Source organism: Pseudarthrobacter sp. NPDC055928 (genome assembly GCF_042270935.1).
Lineage (GTDB): Bacteria > Actinomycetota > Actinomycetes > Actinomycetales > Micrococcaceae > Arthrobacter.
The window spans coordinates 152,862-173,485 of sequence record NZ_JBHJZH010000010.1; the positions used below are offsets into that span (position 1 = coordinate 152,862).

At 65.5% G+C, this 20,624-nt stretch carries 15 protein-coding genes; 9 read left to right on the plus strand and 6 right to left on the minus strand.

The features are described from left to right. The first annotated feature begins 37 nt into the window (after positions 1-37). On the plus strand, positions 38-424 hold the full coding sequence (locus ACFC25_RS13985; protein WP_337347789.1) for a BlaI/MecI/CopY family transcriptional regulator: 387 nt from the start codon (positions 38-40) through the stop codon (positions 422-424). A 6-nt stretch (positions 425-430) separates the two neighbouring features. After that, complete coding sequence (locus tag ACFC25_RS13990; protein WP_376046086.1) at positions 431-1,426, plus strand: M56 family metallopeptidase; 996 nt, start codon at positions 431-433, stop codon at positions 1,424-1,426. A 122-nt stretch (positions 1,427-1,548) separates the two neighbouring features. On the opposite strand, the gene ACFC25_RS13995 is transcribed toward ACFC25_RS13990, so the two are convergent. Further along, a complete protein-coding gene (locus ACFC25_RS13995) occupies positions 1,549-3,657 on the minus strand; it encodes a DNA topoisomerase IV subunit B (protein WP_337347787.1) in 2,109 nt (702 codons plus the stop codon). A gap of 255 nt (positions 3,658-3,912) precedes the next feature. Between ACFC25_RS13995 and ACFC25_RS14000 the strand changes: the two genes are divergently transcribed. Then, positions 3,913-4,134 carry a hypothetical protein gene (locus tag ACFC25_RS14000; RefSeq protein ID WP_310164642.1) on the plus strand — a complete coding sequence of 74 codons (222 nt, stop codon included), beginning with the start codon at positions 3,913-3,915 and terminating at the stop codon, positions 4,132-4,134. Positions 4,135-4,303: 169 nt separating this feature from the next. Here the strand turns inward: ACFC25_RS14000 and ACFC25_RS14005 are convergent, their stop codons facing one another. From ACFC25_RS14005 to ACFC25_RS14020, 4 genes are all read right to left on the minus strand, one after another. Continuing rightward, entirely contained in the window at positions 4,304-5,617 is a 1,314-nt protein-coding gene (locus ACFC25_RS14005) for an RNA polymerase sigma factor (RefSeq protein WP_337347786.1), read from the minus strand. A gap of 248 nt (positions 5,618-5,865) precedes the next feature. Then, positions 5,866-7,176, minus strand: coding sequence for a DUF4192 domain-containing protein (locus ACFC25_RS14010; protein ID WP_376046090.1), 1,311 nt, complete (start codon positions 7,174-7,176; stop codon positions 5,866-5,868). An 84-nt stretch (positions 7,177-7,260) separates the two neighbouring features. Continuing rightward, positions 7,261-8,610, minus strand: a complete 1,350-nt coding sequence (locus ACFC25_RS14015; protein ID WP_337351458.1) for an MFS transporter — start codon at positions 8,608-8,610, stop codon at positions 7,261-7,263. 69 nt (positions 8,611-8,679) lie between these two features. Then, the gene (locus ACFC25_RS14020; RefSeq protein WP_337347783.1) at positions 8,680-9,618 is read right to left on the minus strand and encodes a PAC2 family protein; all 939 of its coding nucleotides are present in this window, start codon (positions 9,616-9,618) and stop codon (positions 8,680-8,682) included. Positions 9,619-9,876: 258 nt separating this feature from the next. Between ACFC25_RS14020 and ACFC25_RS14025 the strand changes: the two genes are divergently transcribed. The 5 genes from ACFC25_RS14025 (at position 9,877) to ACFC25_RS14045 (ending at position 16,038) form a co-directional block, all read left to right on the plus strand. Beyond that, positions 9,877-11,403, plus strand: a complete 1,527-nt coding sequence (locus ACFC25_RS14025; RefSeq protein WP_376046094.1) for a leucyl aminopeptidase — start codon at positions 9,877-9,879, stop codon at positions 11,401-11,403. Positions 11,404-11,654: 251 nt separating this feature from the next. After that, complete coding sequence (lpdA, locus tag ACFC25_RS14030) at positions 11,655-13,037, plus strand: dihydrolipoyl dehydrogenase (protein WP_337347781.1); 1,383 nt, start codon at positions 11,655-11,657, stop codon at positions 13,035-13,037. A 115-nt stretch (positions 13,038-13,152) separates the two neighbouring features. Beyond that, entirely contained in the window at positions 13,153-14,883 is a 1,731-nt protein-coding gene (sucB, locus tag ACFC25_RS14035) for a 2-oxoglutarate dehydrogenase, E2 component, dihydrolipoamide succinyltransferase (RefSeq protein WP_376046097.1), read from the plus strand. A 167-nt stretch (positions 14,884-15,050) separates the two neighbouring features. Next, positions 15,051-15,401, plus strand: a complete 351-nt coding sequence (locus ACFC25_RS14040) for a hypothetical protein (RefSeq protein WP_337347779.1) — start codon at positions 15,051-15,053, stop codon at positions 15,399-15,401. Between the two features lie 208 nt (positions 15,402-15,609). After that, positions 15,610-16,038 carry an OsmC family protein gene (locus ACFC25_RS14045; RefSeq protein WP_376046100.1) on the plus strand — a complete coding sequence of 143 codons (429 nt, stop codon included), beginning with the start codon at positions 15,610-15,612 and terminating at the stop codon, positions 16,036-16,038. A gap of 116 nt (positions 16,039-16,154) precedes the next feature. On the opposite strand, the gene ACFC25_RS14050 is transcribed toward ACFC25_RS14045, so the two are convergent. Further along, a complete protein-coding gene (locus ACFC25_RS14050; RefSeq protein ID WP_376046103.1) occupies positions 16,155-19,646 on the minus strand; it encodes a S41 family peptidase in 3,492 nt (1,163 codons plus the stop codon). A gap of 74 nt (positions 19,647-19,720) precedes the next feature. Between ACFC25_RS14050 and ACFC25_RS14055 the strand changes: the two genes are divergently transcribed. After that, a complete protein-coding gene (locus ACFC25_RS14055) occupies positions 19,721-20,608 on the plus strand; it encodes a TIGR01777 family oxidoreductase (RefSeq protein ID WP_376046106.1) in 888 nt (295 codons plus the stop codon). Positions 20,609-20,624: the final 16 nt, after the last annotated feature.

Below are 20,624 nucleotides of genomic sequence, written 5' to 3' on the forward strand. Positions count from 1 at the left end.
CGGGCCCAACGGTGCGGGGAATCAAAGGATGTATGGAATGGCTAGTCTGGGCGAACTGGAACGGGCAGTGATGGACCTGCTCTGGGCGGGCCATGAAGCAGCCACGGCAAACACCCTGCGCGATCTGTTGGCGCAAAGCACCGAGGCCACCGGCGGCTCAGCGGGGCATGAAGGCAAGGAATTGGCCGTTACCACCGTACTGACGGTCCTCTCGCGGCTGGAGAAGAAGGGCCTCGTCGAGCGGGAGCGCGGCACCCGGCCGCACCGCTACCAGGCTGTTTCCAGCAGGGAAGACCACACGGCGGAGCTCATGCATGAGGTACTGGGATCCGCCCCCGACCGCGAAGCCGTACTGGCAAGGTTCATTGGGTCCGTGACCGAAAGTGAAGCCGAAACACTGCGCAAATTGCTCGGCCACATCTAGCGGGCCATGTTCTGGACCTCGTACCTGCTGGCGGTCCTTGCGATAGTCCTGGCGTGGCCGGTACCTATCTTCCTTTCACGCGCCCAGTGGCCGGCGAGGTCACCCTTCACCGCGATGCTCCTCTGGCAGGCCATCGCCCTCGCTGGTGGACTCTCCATGATCGGCGCGATGCTCGTGTACGGCCTCGAACCAATCGGCGAGAACCTGATCGCCGGGCTGCGGGCACTCGCGGGAATGGTGTTCTTTAATGCGCCCACCACAGCCCTCGGCTTCTGGCATCTCTTTGCGCTGTCCGCCGCGGCCCTGCTGACGGCACACCTGGTCTTCACCCTGCTGCTCACCTACTACAAGATCGAACGGCAGCGACGGCGGCATCGCGAGCTCCTTGCGCTGTTGGCCTCACCCTCCACCCAAGGGGCGGGAACAGTGGTCATCAGCCACGACTCTCCAGTGGCCTACTGCCTTCCCGGCGGCGCACGATCGGTCACGGTCCTGTCCGATGGCCTCATGGCGGCCCTCGAACCAGCTGAGTTGCGCGCCGTCCTGATCCACGAAAACGCCCACCTGAGCCAGCGTCACCATCTCCTGCTCTGGGCGTTCGCCGCATGGCGGCAAGCCCTGCCCTGGCTTCCCACCACGCGGCTCGCGCAGGAGTCCGTGAACTCGCTCATCGAGATGCTTGCTGATGACGTCGCCCTGAAAACAGAGAGCAAGGCAACCCTCATCAAGGCCATAGCGATCGTGGCCAGCGGTTCAGTGTCGGCAGACCGAGGGGCTGAGCTCCAGCCCGCAGGCCAGGCAGGCCTTGCCCTTGAGGGCCTCGAAACCGCGGCAGGTGTCACCGGGGCCGATTCTGCGCGGACCACCGCGTCGAGGGTCAGCAGGTTGCTGTCACCGCGCCCACAGCTCCCGACTGCCATCCGTGGAAGTGTCCTGGCGGGCTGCGTCCTGCTGCTGGCCCTGCCCACGGCATTGCTGATTGTGCCCGGCCTGCTGGGCTGAGCGGGCCCGGACCTTCCCTCAAAGCGAGGAGTACTTCGGTGCATCCGCAACCATCGAGTGCTCCATAACGGCCGTTTTGAGCGTCCGAAAGGGCAGGTGTGGAGCAATCGATGGGGGCGCGGTCAGGCGTCGATTCGCTCCCGGTCCAGGCTTGCCGCGCCGGCAATAATGAAGTCCTTGCGCGGGGCGACGTCCGAGCCCATCAGTAGGTCGAAGGTGTCCTCGGCCTGCTTGGCGTTTTCGATCCCCACCTTCCGCAGGGTCCGGTGCCGCGGGTCCATGGTAGTTTCCGCCAGCTGCTCCGCGTCCATTTCGCCCAGGCCCTTGTAACGCTGGATGGGTTCCTTGTAGCGCTTGCCCTCTTTGGCGAGACGGGCCAGGAGGACGTGCAGCTCGGCTTCCGAGTACGTGTAGATCATCTCGTTGGCCTTCTGGCCTGCATTGATCACCTCCACGCGGTGAAGCGGCGGAACAGCGGCGAAGACCCTGCCCTCGTCGATCATCGGCCGCATATAGCGGAAAAACAGGGTCAGCAGGAGCGTGCGGATGTGGGCGCCATCGACGTCGGCGTCCGTCATCAGGATGACCTTGCCATAGCGGGCGGCGGTGATGTCGAAACTGCGGCCCGAACCGGCGCCCACCACCTGGATCAGGGCAGCACACTCGGCGTTGGAGAGCATGTCCCCTACCGAAGCCTTCTGGACATTAAGGATCTTTCCGCGGATGGGCAGCAACGCCTGGAAATCCGAGGACCGGGCCAACTTGGCCGTTCCCAGCGCCGAGTCGCCCTCCACGATAAAAAGTTCAGAGCGGGCGACGTCGTCCGTACGGCAGTCAGCAAGCTTGGTGGGCATCGACGATGTTTCCAGCGCATTCTTGCGGCGCTGTGTTTCCTTATGGACGCGCGCCGAGATGCGGGACTTCATCTCGCTGACGATCTTCTCCAGCAAGAGTGCCGACTGGGCCTTGTCATTACGGTTGGCTGAGTTGAGCTTGGCGTTGATTTCCTGCTCCACGACCCTGGCCACAATGGCGCGCACGGCCGAGGTCCCGAGGATCTCCTTGGTTTGGCCCTCGAACTGTGGCTCAGCAAGGCGGACGGTCAGGACGGCAGTGAGGCCGGCGAAGATATCGTCTTTCTCGATTTTGTCGTTCCCGGCTTTGAGCTTACGGGCGTTGCTCTCCACCGCCTTGCGGAACGTCTTCACCAGCGCCTGCTCAAAGCCGGACTGGTGCGTACCGCCCTTGGGCGTGGAGATGATGTTGACGAAGCTGCGGACCGTGCTGTCGTAGCCGATGCCCCAACGCAGCGCGACGTCCACTTCGCAGTCGCGTTCAACCTCGGCGAGCTGGCTGTGGCCGCGTTCGTCCAGCACCGGCACGGTTTCCTTGAATTTGCCCGAGCCGTGCAACCGCCAAATGTCGGTAACGGCCGGATCAGCGGCGAGGAAATCCACGAACTCGGAGATACCGCCGTCGTGGTGGAACACCTCTTCGTGCGGGCCGCCTTCGCCCGGAGTGCCGGCCACGCGGCGCTCGTCGCGGACGGTCAGCTTCAGGCCGGGTACGAGGAACGAGGTCTGCCGGGCTCGCGCCGCGAGTTCGTCGTAGGAGAATTTGGCGTCGGGGGTAAAAATCTGACGGTCTGCCCAGTATCGGATGCGCGTTCCCGTGACGCCGCGCTTGGCTTTGCCCACGATGTCCAGGACGGAGTCCTCAACAAATGGTTCGAAGGTGGCAGCGGGGTCGGACTTGGTCCCGGGATCTTTGAACCTTCCCGGCTCACCGCGCCGGAAGGACATTTTGTAGGTTTTCCCGCCACGGTCCACTTCCACATCCAGGCGGGAGGACAGCGCGTTGACCACTGACGCGCCCACACCGTGCAAGCCGCCGGACGCAGTGTAGGAGCCGCCGCCGAACTTTCCGCCTGCATGCAGTTTGGTGAACACGACCTCAACGCCGGACAGTCCGGTCTTGGGCTCGACGTCAACGGGAATGCCGCGCCCGTCGTCGTGGATCTCGACGGAGTTGTCGGCGTGCAGGATGATCTTGATGTCGTGTCCAAAACCGGCGAGGGCCTCGTCGACGGAGTTGTCGATGATCTCCCACAGGCAGTGCATCAGGCCGCGGGAGTCAGTGGAGCCGATGTACATGCCCGGCCGTTTGCGTACGGCCTCAAGGCCCTCCAGGACAGAGAGGTGCCGGGCGGTGTAATCAGAACTCGGTGCCACGGTTGTGAACTCCTTCAGTGACGGAACAGCAGGCGCTAAAGCGCCCTTCCCAGCCTAGTCTGACAAGCGTCGAACACCGGCCTCCCACGCCTGTCCGGAGCTGTGGCAGACGCCACTCGTTATCTTCCCGTTATGCGGCAGATGGCTCTTGATCAAGTCTTGCGGATACGCGGACAGCGAACTTGCCCAATCCTTGCGATGGAATTGCTACGAATACTGGTTACATAGACATACAGATCTACTAAGGAGGCCGAAATGACAACAGCAGTGGCAGACCGCACACTCAACGCACTGGACCGGTGCGATCGTTGCGGAGCCCAGGCGTACGTCCGTGTTGTACTCGAGTCCTCCGGGGGTGAGCTTCTTTTCTGCGGCCACCATGCCCGTGCAGTCGAGTCAACGCTCAAGCCCTTGAGCTCCGACTGGCACGATGAGACGGGCCGGCTTCACGAGAAGGCACCCGTAGCAGTCGACTAGACAGCAGGCTTAAAAGGATCAGGACCCCTCCCACGGAGGGGTCCTGATCCTTTTAAGCGGTCGCCTTGGAAACGTTGAGGACAAAGAAACGGGCCGACCGGCGCCATGATCTACCAGATCACGGCGCCAGCCGGCCCGCAGTGTAGTGCCTTTTTCAATCCAACTGGTCTTAGTCCAGGTAGTCCCTGAGCACCTGGGACCGCGAAGGGTGGCGCAGCTTGGACATGGTCTTGGATTCGATCTGGCGGATGCGCTCACGCGTGACGCCGTAGACCTTGCCGATTTCGTCTAAAGTCTTAGGCTGTCCGTCGGTGAGGCCGAACCGCATGGCCACTACGCCGGCTTCTCGCTCCGAGAGGGTATCCAGAACCGAGTGCAACTGCTCCTGCAGCAGAGTGAAGCTGACCGCATCCGCGGGAACTACGGCCTCGGAATCCTCGATGAGGTCGCCGAACTCGGAATCGCCGTCCTCGCCGAGCGGGGTGTGCAGCGAGATGGGCTCGCGGCCGTACTTCTGGACCTCGACGACCTTTTCGGGGGTCATGTCCAGTTCCAGCGCCAGCTCTTCCGGCGTGGGTTCGCGGCCCAGGTCCTGGAGCATCTGGCGCTGGACGCGGGCCAGCTTGTTGATGACTTCGACCATGTGAACCGGAATACGGATGGTGCGGGCCTGGTCAGCCATGGCGCGGGTGATGGCCTGGCGGATCCACCAGGTGGCATACGTCGAGAACTTGAAGCCCTTGGTGTAGTCAAACTTCTCCACCGCGCGGATCAGGCCCAGGTTGCCTTCCTGGATGAGGTCCAGGAACAACATTCCGCGGCCGGTGTAGCGCTTGGCCAGCGAGACTACGAGCCGGAGGTTGGCCTCCAACAGGTGGTTCTTGGCGCGCTTGCCGTCGTGGATGACGAATTCGAGCTCGCGCTTGAACTTCGGGTCCATACTGCCGTCGTCGGCGTTGATCTTCTCTTCGGCGAAGAGGCCGGCTTCGATCCGGAGTGCAAGGTCAACTTCCTGCTCGGCGTTGAGCAGCGCTACCTTACCGATCTGCTTGAGGTAGTCCTTGACGGGGTCGGCGGTCGCGCCCGCGGACATGACCTGCTGGACAGGGGCGTCGTCGTCGTCGGCGTCGGAGTAGACGAAGCCTTTGCCGGTTGCAGCGGTCGCTTCCTTGGCAGCATTGATTTCACCGTCGTCGACGGCGTCCGGGCCATCCAGGATGATGTCGTCGAGGTCTTCCTCGACATCGTCCTCGTCGTCCCCGCGCGCGGACTTTCCGGCGGCTTCAGCAGCGGCCTTGGCACCGGGCTTGGGCCCGCGCTTCTTGGGCTCGGGCTTGCCATCCACATCACCGGCGGTGGCGTCCTTGACAGCTTTGTTTGCTGCCCGCGTGGCTGCACGCTTGGCGTTCGTTGCAGCCTGCTTCTCCTCAGGGGACAAGTCGTCCTGGGCAGCGGGTTCCTTCTTCTCGGAAGACGGGGTCACAGAAAACCTTTCTAGCGGCGGTCTGTGGAATCACCATACGGGCAACACCACTATGACCCTGTCAAGTCCGTGATGAATATCAGGTGCAACCACGGCCGGCAGAGTCCTTAAGTAGAACTGCCGAAGCGGCTGTAATGTTCCCATAAAGGTTGCCATTACGTGCACCAGATTCACGGACCCAACCGGGTCTCGGCATCCATTGTCTCACGGTTTCCCAAACGTGGCCGCATGACGCCGCCCCATCCCTCTCAGGCGGCGTCAGGTCCGAACTTCTGCCAGGCAGCATCCTTCCGGGCGGCCCAGCCGCAGAGAGTCCCGCGCCGCACGAGTTCGAGCAGGAGTTCAGCCAGCCGGTATCCGGGCTCCTCATCCAGCGCCCGGCCGAGGTGCGCAGCAGCGTACGAACCACGTCCGCGGCACCACGAAATCCAGCCGCGCCCCGAAAGCGCTGCCGCTGCGGCCTGCCCTCCCCCGGGGGCCAGTTGCTCCAGGACACGGTCCAGGTTGTTCATGCTGCTCCAGTCAGGCCTGGGCGGGGCCAGGCCCAGCAGCACCTCGCCATATCCCGGGACCAGGGCAGCATCGCCGAAGGCACCGCCCGGGACGGGGTGGGACGAGACGGCACCGCCCGGGACGGGGTGGGACGGAACGGGGCTGGGCCGGACGGGGCCTCCCGCGGCAATCGCAGTGCCCGCCGCGGCTTCCTGGCGGCCGTCGGCCTGCGGGCGCACTGGCGCCAGCCGGCATCCGGCGTCGAATATCCCGAACTGATCTGCACCGGCAGACGCGGCAGCCCTGCCTGCGGCGGCCATGACCAGGACCGCATCACGCCATGCGGGCACGCGCAGTGTTGCCCGGACGTAGCCCAGGACAAGCGGATCTGCCGGGCACTGCCCGGACCGGAAGAGCAACTCCCAGGTGTCAAGGAGCGTCTCGAATTGTGCCCGGCTGGCCCGGCGGCGATCCAACGGGACCATCCACGAGGCCTCGGCTGCCCGGAGCCTGGCCTTGGACTCCGCCGGCTTCGCGGCCGGCGTGGGGCACTGGTCCTCCGGCGCCGGACCCACGCTGCTGCCGCGGTAGACCATTTCGGCATTGAGCCTGCTGTCGCGGATGTCGCTGATGGGCCTGCCCGGCAGTGGGCAGCAGGATCCGTCCGTGCAATATGCATCCCGCCAGTACGTATCCCCCACGTACCAGGCATCCCGCACGGGCATGCCGGCGGCGCCCAGCACCGCCTGCAGCGCTGCCAGTAATCCTGTGTAGGTCTGGACAGCACCCGGGCGCGCATCCGTCCAGCCCTCGTTGGTGAAGAGCACCAGCAGGGAGGCGTCTGCCTGCTGGTCAGCGCGCAGGTAGTCCCGTACGGTGCAGGCAAACTTCTTTGGATCCGCAAGGACTTCGCTGCCCGGCAGGTCAAGGCGCAGCGTGGCCCCCAGGCTTTTCCCCTGGAGCGTCATGGCAACGAGGCTGTCGGCCGGCCAATACCCAAGGGAATGCGGAATGAACCCAAGGATGTCCTCGGGGCCCTGGACGGTGAGGTGTTCTGGAGGAGTCATGCGTCCAGCTTTCGCGCAGCACAGCCCGCAACAAATACCCAATATGACCTATGTGGACAAGTCCCCCCAAGTGGAGGAGGAGTGTCAGTCGTCGTCCGCGGGCGTCCGCTGCTTTTTCCGGGCCAGGTTTTCCCGACGCTGCTGTGCGAGGGTCCGCAGGAGCGGCGGAACAATAACTCCCTGCGCTGCCATTTGCCGCCGCACTTTCCGCCGGGAGGCCAAAGTCGCCGAGGCGCCGATCCCGATGAGCAGGAACTGGACGCACAAGGCGATCCGGAACGGCTCGAGCCCGTAAAGGATGCCGTTGGAGAAACCGCTGGCGTAAAGGACGTCCAGGACCAGCCCGATCAGGAAGATCGCCACAAGGGCGGCGATGAACCCGCCCACGTTGACGATGCCCGTGGCGGTGCCGATTCTGTGCGCCGGGTTGAATGTCCGGGCGAAATCGAAGCCGATCATCGAACCGGGCCCGCCGATCGCCAGGACAACAACCAGGCCCGCGAGGAGCCACAGCGGCGAACGTCCGGGCATGAGCAGCACCGCGGCCCACGCGGCAGCGGTGGCACCGGCGATGAGCAGGACCATTGTGGAGCGCCGCAGCGGGTGCCTGGACACAAAGCGGCCGATGAAGGGGCCCACGGCCATCGCGGCGGCGACATAGAGCGCCATGAGCGCCGCGACGGTGCCGGCGTCGAGGCCCTGGCCTGAAATGAGGAAGGGATAACCCCAAGTCATCGCGAAGACCGTGCCGCTGAACTGGATAGTGAAATGGCTCCACATCCCCAGCCGTGTGCCGGGTTGGCGCCACGCCCGCGCGAGCGAGGCTCCGGTGGCCTTCAGCCCCTGCTGCGACTGTTGCCGCGGCGTGCCCGGAGGGACGTCCAGCAGGAACAGGAGGACCAGGACGACGGCGAGCCCGGACATCCCGGCCAGCATCAGGAACGCCTGGGTCCAGCCCGCCGCATGGAGGACCAGGGCAAACGGGACAACGCTGAAAAGCTGGCCCAGCTGTCCGGACATACCGGTCAGCTGCGTGACCAGGGGTACGCGCGCCGGGGCGAACCACAGCGGGATAAGGCGGATGACGGAGATGAAGGTCATGGCATCGCCCGCGCCAACGAGCACCCGTCCCAGCACGCCGCCGGGGATGCCGTCGGCAAGCGCCAACTGCAGCTGCCCAAGTCCCATCAGGACTGCTCCGCCGGCAATCATCGCCCGTGAGCCGAACCGGTCCACCAGGACGCCCACCGGGATCTGGAGCCCGGCGTAGACGAGGAGTTGGAGGACAGTGAAGAAGGAGATGGCCGAGGCGCTGGCGTGGAACCGTTCGGTGGCCTCCAGGCCCACCACGCCGAAGGAGGTCCGCTGCGAGACGGCTACCAGATACGCGAAGACACCGATGGTCCAAATCGGCCAGGCGCGGGGTGCAGTCACTCCCCCATTATGCCCGCGCCGCGGCGGCGTCCACGTGTTGGAGCCACCAGGCGGACAGGCCCGGGCGGTCTAGTGGCCGGGGTTTTCGCGGGCGAGGTAGGCCTCCACTGCGGCCCCGAGTTCGTCACCGTTTGGCAGGTTGTCGTTCTCGTCGGCCAGCAGGGATCGGCGGACGGTCCCCTCGGCTTTTTCGTCGTAACGGGATTCGAGGCGGGAAACCACCTGCTTGACGTCCTCGGACGCCTCAATCTGCTCGGCAATCTGGCGGCTGACTTCCCGGCCGGCTTCACGAAGCCTGTCCGTGGGCAGCATCAGCGACGTCGCGGCGCCCAGGTATTCCAGGCCTGCCACCGCGGCTGTGGGGTACTCCGCTTCAGCAAGGTAGTGCGGGACATGGATGACATAGCCGGCTACGTTGCGTCCGGCCTCAACCAGCCGAAGTTCGAGGATATGGCCGACGGCCGCCGGGACCTCCACAGTGGGCTTCCACACTGAGATGCCTTCGATCAGGTCGGGCCGGTTCCCGTGGACGGTGACGCCAACGGGGCGGGTGTGCGGAACCGGCATGGGAATGGAGTGGATCCACGTCACCAGGTTGACATCCAGCTTCTCAGCAATGCCCACCACGGCACGGGCGAACCGCTCCCACTGCAGGTCCGGCTCAAAGCCGGCCAGCAGGAGGAAGGGAAGGCCCAGGCCGTCCGTCAGCCTGTACAGCGCCAGCTTCGGCTCCTGGTAATCCTGCAGGTGGTCTTCCACAAACGAGACGTGGGGCCGCCGGGACCGGTAGTCGATGAGCTGGTCGGCGTCGAAGACCGCTACCGTCTCGGCGTCGAGGGTGTCCAGCAGCTCTGCGTTGATCTGCTTGACCACATGGCCGGCATCGGCGAACCCCGTAAACCCCATCACCAGGTTCAGTCCCCGGAGCGCCGGGCTGTGGAACAGCTCGATGTTGCTCGCATAGAGCGCATCGGGGTCCAGCAGGGAGCCGGAAATCCGTTCAAGCACGGCATGTTCCTTTCGTGGTTTCAGGTGGATACCTCGTACAACGCCGCGGGACACCGGCGCATTCCGCTTGTTGGTGTGTCCCAGCTCTCAGCTGATTCCGCTGCCGCGGCGCAGACGGGCTACGATCGGAACTGCCTGCCGGACGGGCTTGCGACGCCCCGGCGGAGTACCTGGCCCACCGCAGCCGAGGTGTCCATGGCAGGACGCCAAACATGCATTCCTGCCCGAACAATCTTTGAGAATTGAGGACTGATCCCTGTGGTCAAGAATACTGAAATCAACCTTAGTACCCTCTCCCGGGACCTTAGGAAGGCATCGAGTGACGCTGTTGTCATCGGTGTGGGCCAGGGATCGGACGGGCCTGTCCTCCTCGAGAATCCGCTGACGGCCAAGTCCGCCGAAGCCTTGGCAGATTCCCTTAAGGTCCTCGGCGTCACGGGGGCCGCTGACCAGCTGGTCCGGCTCCCAGGCCTCCCCGAGACGGGCGCCGGCGTGCTGGTACTCGCCGGGGTGGGCAAGGTCGGCGCGGACCGTGTCCTCTCCGAAGAATCACTCCGCCGGGCCGCCGGCTCCGCTGTGCGGCAGCTCGCCGGCCTCACCACTGTTGTCCTGGCGCTTCCGACGGCGGCGGTTGCCGACGTCGCTGCCGTCGCGGAGGGTGCCGCGCTGGGAGCCTATGCCTTCACTGAGTACCGTTCCTCCCAGGACGGGCTGAAGGCCCCGGTCAGCAATGCGGTGATCTACACGGATGTTGCCGGCGAGCCGGAACTCCGCCCCGCCCTGACGCGCGCGGGCCTGATCGGCAAGGCAGTGAACGCCACAAGGACTCTGGTCAACCAACCGCCCAGCCACCTCTACCCCGAGACGTTCGCCGATGCCGCCAAGGAACTGTCCAAGGGGCTGCCCGTCAAGGTGACCGTCTGGGACGAAAAACGCCTGGAAAAGGAAGGTTTCGGCGGCATCATGGGCGTGGGCAAGGGATCCGCCCGGCAGCCCCGCCTGGTGAAGGTCGAGTACGCCCCCGCCAAGGCGACCACAAAAATTGCCCTGGTCGGCAAGGGCATCACTTTCGATACCGGCGGCATCTCCATCAAGCCGGCACTGGGCATGGGCGACATGAAGTCCGACATGGCGGGCGCCGCCGTCGTCCTTAACACAGTGCTGGCGATCGCCGGCCTGGGCCTGCCGGTGAAGGCGACCGCCTGGCTTTGCATCGCGGAAAACATGCCCTCAGGTGCGGCTTCGCGGCCCGCGGACGTCCTAACCATGTTCGGCGGCAAGACTGTGGAGGTGCTCAATACCGACGCCGAGGGCCGGCTGGTCATGGCGGACGGCATCGTGGCGGCGAGCCGGGAATACCCGCACGCCATCATCGACGTTGCCACGCTGACCGGCGCCCAGCTCATCGCGCTCGGCAACCGCACCGCCGGCGTCATGGGCTCTGACAGTGTCACCGGCCCGCTCAAGGCCGCGGCGGACCGCGCCGGTGAGCTGGTCTGGCCGATGCCCCTGCCAGAGGAACTCCGCCCCAGCCTGGATTCCCAGGTGGCGGACCTTGCCAATATCGGCGAACGCCACGGCGGCATGATGACCGCTGCCGTTTTCCTGCGCGAGTTTGTGGGTAAGGGCAAGGACGGGGAGCAGATCCCCTGGGCCCACGTGGACATCGCCGGGCCCTCGTTCAACAACGGGAGCCCGTATGGCTACACCCACAAGCAGGGCACGGGCTGCACGGTCCGTACGCTGGTTGCTTACGTGGAGGACCTCCTGGCCGCCGCTGCCTGACCGGCTCTTTGACCTGTCACGCGGCTTTGTGACCCCACAGTGAATGCTTGGACACAAAGCCGCGTGACACTCACCACAAGCGCTCCACAAACGCTGCGCCAAGGTGGAGCATGGATAAGTGGTTCGCTAAGGTGAACCACGGTAGTCACAAATGCAAGAGAACTTGCCTGCTGGCATAATCACGGCAGTACAAGTTCCAAGACCAGATGATGCGTACTCTCGCGTCATCGTTCACGCGAGGGAGCGTCTAAGTGGCCGATCAGGCAACTGCGCAAGAATTCGACATCCTGGTACTCGGTGGCGGCAGCGGCGGATACGCCACCGCCCTGCGGGCCGTACAGCTTGGCTTCACCGTCGGCCTCGTGGAGAAGGGAAAGCTGGGCGGCACCTGCCTCCACAATGGCTGTATCCCCACCAAGGCACTGCTGCACTCGGCTGAACTGGCCGACCACGCCCGCGACTCCGCCAAGTACGGCGTGAATGTCACCCTGGACAGCATCGATATCAACGCTGTCAATGCCTACAAAGACGGCATCGTCGCTGGCAAGTTCAAGGGCCTCCAGGGCCTGATCAAGTCCAAGGGCATCACCGTCATCGAGGGTGAAGGCAAGCTCCAGGGCACCGACACCGTTGTGGTGAACGGAACCGCTTACAAGGGCAAGAACATCGTCCTCGCCACCGGCTCATACTCCCGCTCCCTTCCGGGCCTGGAAATCGGCGGCCGCGTCATCACCTCGGACGAGGCCCTGAAGATGGACTCCATCCCCAAGAGCGCCATCGTGCTCGGCGGCGGCGTCATCGGCGTCGAGTTCGCCTCCGTGTGGAAGTCCTTCGGCGTGGACGTGACCATTGTTGAGGGCCTGCCCTCCCTGGTGCCCAACGAGGACACCGCCATCGTCAAGAACCTTGAGCGTGCCTTCAAGAAGCGCGGCATCAAGTTCTCCACCGGCATCTTCTTCCAGGGCGTCGAGCAGAACGACTCCGGCGTCAAGGTCACCCTCGTGGACGGCCAGACGTTCGAAGCCGAATACCTCCTCGTCGCCGTGGGCCGCGGTCCCGTCACCGCCAACCTCGGCTATGAAGAAGCGGGCGTCACCATCGACCGCGGCTTCGTCATCACCAACGAGCGCCTCCACACCGGCGTGGGCAATGTCTACGCCGTGGGCGACATCGTTCCCGGCGTGCAGCTGGCCCACCGTGGATACCAGCAGGGCATTTTTGTCGCCGAGGAGATCGCAGGCCTGAACCCTGTCATCGTCGAGGATGTCAACATCCCCAAGGTCACCTACTGCGAGCCTGAGATCGCAACCGTGGGCTACACGGAAAAAGCCGCCAAGGAAAAGTTTGGCGACGACCAGGTCCAGATCCAGGAGTACAACCTGGCCGGCAACGGCAAGAGTTCCATCCTGGGCACCGGCGGCCTCGTCAAGCTTGTCCGCCAGAAGGACGGCCCCGTGGTGGGCGTCCACATGATCGGCTCCCGCATGGGTGAGCAGATCGGCGAAGCCCAGCTGATCGTGAACTGGGAAGCCTACCCGGAGGATGTGGCCCAGCTGCTGCACGCCCACCCCACCCAGAACGAGGCACTGGGCGAGGCCCACCTCGCCCTGGCAGGCAAAGCCCTTCACGGCTAAGCAGCCCAGCAAGACAACAGGGCTTAGTGCACCCGGCATGATCCGCCGGGTGCACTAAGCTCGAACAAGCCAGCAATCATCCGCACAAAAGATCAATAAGGAGAACGGGGACGACATGTCTGAATCCGTTAACTTGCCCGCCCTCGGTGAGAGTGTCACCGAAGGAACCGTCACCCGCTGGCTCAAGCAGGTAGGTGACCGGGTAGAGGTGGACGAGCCGCTGCTCGAGGTTTCCACCGACAAAGTAGACACCGAAATCCCCTCTCCAATTGCTGGTGTGATTGAGGAAATCCTCGTCGCCGAAGACGAGACCGCCGAAGTTGGCGCTCCCCTGGTGCGCATCGGCGATGGAGCAGGTTCCTCGGCACCCGAGGCAGCCGCCCCGGCCGAAGAAGCTCCCGCGGCTCCTGCCGAAGAAGCGCCCGCCGAAGAGGCCCCGGCAGCTCCGGCTCAGGAGGCTCCCGCAGCTGAGGCTCCCGCGGCAACCGGCGGCGAGGGCCACGAGGTCACTCTCCCGGCCCTCGGCGAAAGCGTTACTGAAGGAACCGTCACCCGCTGGCTCAAGGCAATAGGCGACTCCGTCGAGGTGGACGAGCCCCTCCTCGAGGTTTCCACCGATAAGGTCGACACCGAGATCCCGTCCCCCGTAGCCGGAACGCTGCAGGAAATCCGCGTGAACGAGGACGAAACCGCCGAGGTTGGCTCGGTGCTGGCCGTCATCGGTTCCGGTGCCGCCGCCCCTGCGGCAGCACCCGCCGCCGCTCCCGCTCCGGCCGCCGAAGCTAAGCCCGAAGCTCCGGCCCCGGCTGCCGCTGAAGCGCCCAAGGCTGAGGCACCCAAGGCAGAGGCACCCAAGGCAGAAGCTCCCCAGGCTGAAGCCCCCAAGCCGGCCGCTGAGGCCGCACCGGCCACGTCAGCGGCCGAATCCGGCTACGTCACGCCGCTGGTCCGCAAGCTCGCAAACCAGCAGGGAGTAGACATCTCCTCGCTCACGGGCACCGGTGTTGGTGGCCGCATCCGCAAGCAGGATGTCATCGCCGCAGCCGAGGCAAAGGCTGCCCCGGCCGCTGCGCCGTCAGCACCGGCGGCATCCGCTGCGCCCGCTGGCCCGGCTGCTTCTTCGCTGCGCGGAACCACTCAGAAGGCTCCCCGCATCCGCCAGGTCATCGCCCGCCGCATGCGCGAGTCCCTTGAGGTCTCCACCCAGCTCACGCAGGTGCACGAAGTGGACATGACCAAGGTCGCCAAGCTCCGCCTCAAGGCCAAGAACTCGTTCCAGGCCCAGAACGGCGTCAAGCTCACCTTCCTGCCGTTCATCGCCAAGGCAGTTGCCGAGGCCCTCAAGCAGCACCCGAAGCTGAACGCTGCGTACGACGAGGACAAGCAGGAAATCACGTACCACAATGCCGAGCACCTGGCGATCGCCGTCGACACCGACAAGGGCCTGCTGGTCCCGGTCATCTCGGATGCCGGTAACCTCAACCTGGCCGGCCTGGCCGGCAAGATCGCCGACGTCGCCGGCCGCACCCGCGACGGCAAGATCGGCCCGGACGAGCTGTCCGGCGGCACCTTCAGCATCACCAACATCGGATCGGTCGGCGCACTGTTCGACACCCCGATCATCAACCAGCCGCAGGTTGGCATCCTGGGCACCGGCGCGATCGTCAAGCGCCCGGTGGTGGTGGCCGATGAGAACGGCGATGACTCGATCGCCATCCGCTCCATGATGTACCTGTCGCTGACGTACGACCACCGCCTGGTGGACGGCGCAGACGCAGGCCGCTTCCTGCAGACGCTGAAGGCCCGCCTTGAAGAAGGCGCTTTCGAGGCTGACCTGGGCCTGTAGCCCCGGCTTCGGAACGCTCGACGGCGGTGCACGCGCCGGTGGGAAACCACCGGAAAGCGCGCACCGCCGTCGCGGTTTAACGGTTCCGGCCGATGCTGACCGCACGACACGGCAGGACCCGGCCAGCCTTACTACACAGCGTAGAAACCTCTGGCTAGACTGAAGCCATGATTATCGTCTACAACATCATGGTCTTCCTGCACATCGTTGGCGCCGCCATGATCGTCGGCATCTGGATCGGCAACATGAAGAAGCCCACTGTCCACCCCCGGCAGTTCGACGGCGCGGCGCTTCAGCTCATCACCGGCATCGTGATGATGGGGCTGATCCCGGCCCTGGACATGGACGCGAACTACGCCAAGCTGGGCATTAAGTTCGCGATTGCCCTGGCTGTCGGCGTGCTGGCCTTCATCGGCCGCCGCAAATACAAAAACGGCGAGGACATCAGCAAGGGCCTGGCGCACAGCGTGGGCGGGCTTGCACTGCTCAACGTGGCCATCGCCACCCTGTGGAACTGACCGCCTTCCAACAAAGCCCGACGGCGCCGCTCCCCTCGTCCGGGAACGGCGCCGTCGCGCTTAAGCCGCAAAGATCAAGCTTTGGGCGGTCACAATCCACTGAGAGCGGACAGCCCGTGCATGGGTGCCCGCGAGTCCCTAGGATGGGAACCGGCGGGGCCCCAGGCAGGAGCCGGCCCCGGTTCGAATCTACGTTTGAGGAGTGGACATGGCAGCAACGCGCAGCGCACACACAGTATGGAATGGCGACCTCTTTGCAGGATCGGGTCAGACCACGCTGGACAGCTCAGGACTGGGCACGTTCGACGTCACTTGGAAGGCACGCACCGAAGCTGCCGAAGGCAAGACCAGCCCGGAAGAGCTGATCGCCGCCGCCCACGCAAGCTGCTTCTCGATGGCGTTCAGCAACATGCTCGCCCAGGCCGGGCACACCCCGGACGAGGTCAACACCAAGGCTGACGTGACCTTCGTTCCGGGCACCGGCATCACCGGCAGCCACCTGACCGTCTCTGCCACCGTCCCCGGCATCTCCGAAGAGGAGTTCCAGAAAATCGCCGGCGAGGCCAAGGTTGGCTGCCCCGTATCCGGAGCGCTTGCCAGCATCGACATCACCCTGGATGCAACCCTGGAGTCCTGATCCAGGGAATCAGCAGCGTATCCAGCTGCTGAAAACCTCAAGGCCCTGCCTCAACCGGATCACCGGTTGAAGCAGGGCCTTTTTGGTGTGTGAGCCTTTCTTGCCGCGGCGTGCGGTCAGTCCACGTGACGGCGGGCCGGCAACGGCGCGGGCTTGAGCCTGCGATAGCCTTCGCGGACTGGCGGGCGGTCCGTGGGCAGCTCCTGGATCATTTCCTTCAGTGCGCCGATTCCGTATTCCAACTGGGGGTCGCGGCCAGCGGCATAGGCGTGCGGCGGGTACGCAACCTCGATATCCGGATCCACACCGTAGTTCTCAACGCCCCAGCCCACGCCGCCGCCGAACCAGGTAGCGTACCGGGGCTGGGTGACCCCTGTGCCGTCGGCGAGCGAGAACCTGTTGTCGATCCCGACGACACCACCCCAGGTGCGCGTACCAATCACGGGGCCAATGCCCCGGAGCTTGGAAACCTGCGTGATGATGTCGCCGTCGGAGCCCGCGAATTCATCAGCCAGGACGATCACCGGCCCGCGCGGGGCGTGATGCGGGTAGGTGCGCGGCGCCTCACCGCGGGGCATGCTCCAGCCAGTAACTTTGCGGCCGATCAGCTCCGCTACCAGCTGGGAGGTGTGCCCGCCGCGGTTGCGCCTGACGTCCACGATCAGCCCGTCAAGCGCCGTTTCCGTATCAAGGTCGCGGTGCAGCTGGGCCCAGCCATTGGCCATCATGTCCGGAATGTGCAGGTAGCCGAATGAACCGCCGGATGCCTCGCGCACGGTTCGCCTGTTCGCGGCCACCCATTCCTGGTAGCGCAGGCGCTCCTCGTCCTTGACCGGGACGACGGCGATGCGCCGTTGGGTGCCGGCCGCAGGGCCGTGGCCAGGACCGTTGCGGAGCGTGAGTTCCACGGCACGGCCCGCTGCGCCTACGAGCTGCATGGCGGGCGTCACCGTGGCCGAGAGCGGGACACCATCGATGGCCAGCAGGAGGTCCCCTGCCCTGGCCCCTGCGCCGGGGCGGGTCAGTGGGGACGTTGCCAGCGGATCCGAGGATTCGCCCGCCAGGATCCGGGTAATCTCCCATCCGGCAGGCGTCAACGCGAGATCGGCTCCGAGGCGTCCCTGGCCGTTGCTGCCGTTCTCCGTCACCGGGGCAGGCCGGACGTACGCGTGCGACGTGCCGAGCTCGCCATGGAGCTCCCACAGCAGGTCCACGAGGTCGTCGTGGGAGCCGAGGCGGTCCACGAGCGGGCGGTAGCGCTTGTGGATGGAGTCCCAGTCCTGGCCTGCCATGTCTTCAGCCCAGAAGAAGTCACGCTGCAGCCTCCACGCCTCATCGAACGCCTGGCCCCAGACGCTGAGCGGATCCATCATGACCCGGATGCGGCCCAGGTCAACCTTGACCAGCTGCCCCGAGTCCTCGTCGGCTTTCGCCCCTGACGGGACCACGCTGACCTTCTTGTCATGGACCAGGACAACCTTCTTGCCGTCTCCGGACAGGCGGTAGCTGTCGAGGGCGTCCACCAGGGTGACCGTCTTCCGCTTCGCAAGATCAAAGCGGACCAGGCTGGGCGGTGTGTCCTTGTCCTCTTGGTTGGCCTTGCCGTCGCCGGTGACACCGGCCAGGGCCCAGTCCAGCCAGAGCAGCGCGCCCTCCGTAGCCCTGAGCGAAGTGTAATTGCCCTGCGGAACGGGCACGCCGATGACCCGGTGCGCCAGGCCTTCTGCGTCAACCTGTACTTCCGGTGCGCGGGCGGCGTCCTCTGGGCCGGCCGCTGAATCTGTGGCGGATTCAATGTCTTCGGTGGCTCCGTCCAAGGCAACGGCCGGACCGAACGGGGATGGCGTATCAGCTGCCAGCGCCACCAGGTAGGGCTTGATGGGGCTGGGGAACGACAGGTCGAAGGAGTGGCCGTCGTAAACGGGGTCAAAGCTGCGGTTGGAGAGGAAGGCGAGGAACTTGCCGTCCGGGGTGAAGCTGGGTGACTTGTCGCAGAAGCGTCCATCAGTGACATCAACCACGGCGGCGTCCTTGCCTCCGACCTGGACGAGCCGGAGCCTGCTGCGCGAGCCAAACGAGGTGACAGGTTCGGACCAGGCGAGCCAGCGGGAATCCGCTGACCAGCTCAGCTCCGAGATGGTTCCTTCGCCGATGCTGGCCACGAGGGAAAGTTCGCCGGTGGACGCCTCTGCGACGTAGACGTCGCCGAAGGACGTACCCAGGGCCAGCCACCGGCCGTCGGGGCTGGCTTCCAGGGAGCTGGCCCGCGCGGGTTTGGCGAAGGCGATATGCATGGCTGCTGTGCCCGTGGATGCCGCTGCGGGCGCATCCTCGTCCTCAACGGGGGCGACGTCGGCCCGCGAATCATCGCCCACCGGAACGTTGCCTGGTGCTGGGGCCACGGCGGCGACGCCGGCAGCCGGCACCGGACGTGGCAATGCGTCCACAGATTCAGCTGTGGCAGCGTCAGCTGGTCCGACGACGGGCACCACGCCAGCGGCTGCGGCAATGCCGGCCACCGGCCCGGCGATTTCCTTGATGTACAGGGCCTCAACGCCGTCGTGGTCGGCGACGTAGGCGAGGCGGCCGCCGTCGAGCGGCCTGGGGAGCCGTGCCCGGACGCCCGGAGTTGCCTCCACCACGCGGGAGGGGCCGTCTTTGTGGCGGATCCAGTGGATGGTGCCGTGGGCCTCCACCGCGCTGGCGGAGCCCGTGGCATCAGGAACGACGGCGCCGAGGTGCTTCTCCGTCTTCAGCAGGGCCGGGCGCCGGGACTGGGAGGCGGAGCCGAGGGAGATCTCCAGCCGCATTGCCTCGGAACTCAGGTCGTGGAGGACCCAGAGTTCTCCTGCGGATTCGAAGACCATCCGCTGCCCGTCCGAGGCTGCATGCCGGACGTAGAAGTCCTCGTGGTCGGTGTGCCGGCGCAAGTCGCCGCCGCCGGGCAGTACTGAGTACAGGTTTCCGAACCCTTCGTGGTCGGAGAGGAACGCGATCCGTCCGTCCACCCACATGGGATCGGTCAGGTTGCCGTCCAGCTCCGGGACGAGGCGTTCGAACTCGCCGTTGCCGTCGGAGTCGATCCAGAGCTTTCCTGCGGTGCCGCCGCGGTAGCGCTTCCACCAGGCGGGCTCGCGGGAGAGCACGCTGGCGAGGACCACGGGGCGTTCGTCGCCGATTTCCGGGCCGAAGGCAACAGATTCCACTGGACCGAACGGCAGTTCCTCAGCCCAGCCGCCGTCCACCGGGACGCTGTAGGCGTAGGTGTGCCGGCTCTCCGCCTGGCGGAAGGCACTGGTCACCAAAACGGCGCCGCCGGCGGTGAACCCTTTGACTTTGGTGCTGGCGTGGCCGAAGTAGGTAAGTTGCCGGTAGCCACCGCCGTCAACCTCCGCGGTCACCACCTCAGGCGCTGTCCCCTGGACAACGGTCCAGACCAGACGCTTGCCATCGGGCGTAAACCGGGGGTTGCGCGCAGGGAGCTGGAGGGAGGACACACGCCATGCCCTTCCTCCGCCAAGGGGCGCGATCCAAACGTCGTCCTCGGCCACGAAGGTGACCAGATCGCCGTGCACATGCGGGAATCGGAAGTAGCTCGAAGAGGTCATCGTTCGATCATAGTCAACTCCGCCGGGCCCTCTGTGAAGTGTCCGCGGGACGCTGCGCCGTGGTGAGATGGATCATGCGCATTGCTATTGCCGGGGCCTCCGGGCTCATTGGAACCCACCTGACCGAGGCCCTGCGCCACGCCGGCCATGAGGTGGTCACCCTTGTCCGGCGCGTGCCCACATCGGCGGCGGACGTCGCGTGGGATCCGGCCGCCCGCAGCCTCGATCCGGCAGCCCTGGCCGGCTGCGACGCAGTGATCAACCTCTCCGGGGCGGGGATCGGAGACCGGCCGTGGAGCCGCCGCCGGGTCGCAGAGCTGTTCAGGTCCCGCCTGGATGCCACCGAAACGCTGACGCAGGCCATGCACCAACTGGATGAACCACCGCACACGTTTATCAGCCAATCTGCGTCCGGCTACTACGGGGACGCCGGGAGCTCAGTGCTCAGGGAAGGCGCCAGGGCCGGTACCGGAATCCTTTCAAGGCTATGTGTGGAATGGGAGGCAGCCGCCCACACGGCGCCAGCCGGCGTCCGCGTGGTAACTCCCCGCACCGGCGTGGTCTTCAGCCGCTCGGGCGGCGCCCTGGGCAAACTGCTCCCCCTGCTCCGTAGCGGGGTGGGCGGACCGTTAGGTCACGGAAGGCAGTACTGGCCGTGGATCACCTTGCCCGATGTCGCCTCGGCGTTTCAGTTCCTGCTCCATTCACGGCATGAGGGGCCGGTCAATGTCTGCGCCCCCGAGAGCGCAGACGTTAACACCCTCATCGCTGCACTGGCGGCTGCGCTGCACCGGCCTGCCCTGCTCCGCGTTCCCTCGCCGGCCCTGCGCCTGGTCATGGGGAAGCTGGCCGATGAGTTGCTGCTGCCCAGCCAGCGGATGGAGCCGGCAGCCCTGACGGAGGGCGGGTTCGACTGGCAGCATGCGTCTGTGGAGCGTGCCGCTGCCTGGATAGCGTCCTGACTGGGCCGCGGTTTCC

Excerpts from the sequence above, each read along its gene's own strand:
- ACFC25_RS14040 (WP_337347779.1), top strand. The coding sequence starts at position 15,051 with ATGATTATCGTCTACAACATCATGGTCTTCCTGCACATCGTTGGCGCC.
- sucB (WP_376046097.1), top strand. The coding sequence starts at position 13,153 with ATGTCTGAATCCGTTAACTTGCCCGCCCTCGGTGAGAGTGTCACCGAA.
- ACFC25_RS14010 (WP_376046090.1), bottom strand. The coding sequence starts at position 7,176 with ATGACTCCTCCAGAACACCTCACCGTCCAGGGCCCCGAGGACATCCTT.
- ACFC25_RS14045 (WP_376046100.1), top strand. The coding sequence starts at position 15,610 with ATGGCAGCAACGCGCAGCGCACACACAGTATGGAATGGCGACCTCTTT.
- ACFC25_RS14050 (WP_376046103.1), bottom strand. The coding sequence starts at position 19,646 with ATGACCTCTTCGAGCTACTTCCGATTCCCGCATGTGCACGGCGATCTG.
- ACFC25_RS13985 (WP_337347789.1), top strand. The coding sequence starts at position 38 with ATGGCTAGTCTGGGCGAACTGGAACGGGCAGTGATGGACCTGCTCTGG.
- ACFC25_RS14055 (WP_376046106.1), top strand. The coding sequence starts at position 19,721 with ATGCGCATTGCTATTGCCGGGGCCTCCGGGCTCATTGGAACCCACCTG.
- ACFC25_RS14000 (WP_310164642.1), top strand. The coding sequence starts at position 3,913 with ATGACAACAGCAGTGGCAGACCGCACACTCAACGCACTGGACCGGTGC.
- ACFC25_RS13990 (WP_376046086.1), top strand. The coding sequence starts at position 431 with ATGTTCTGGACCTCGTACCTGCTGGCGGTCCTTGCGATAGTCCTGGCG.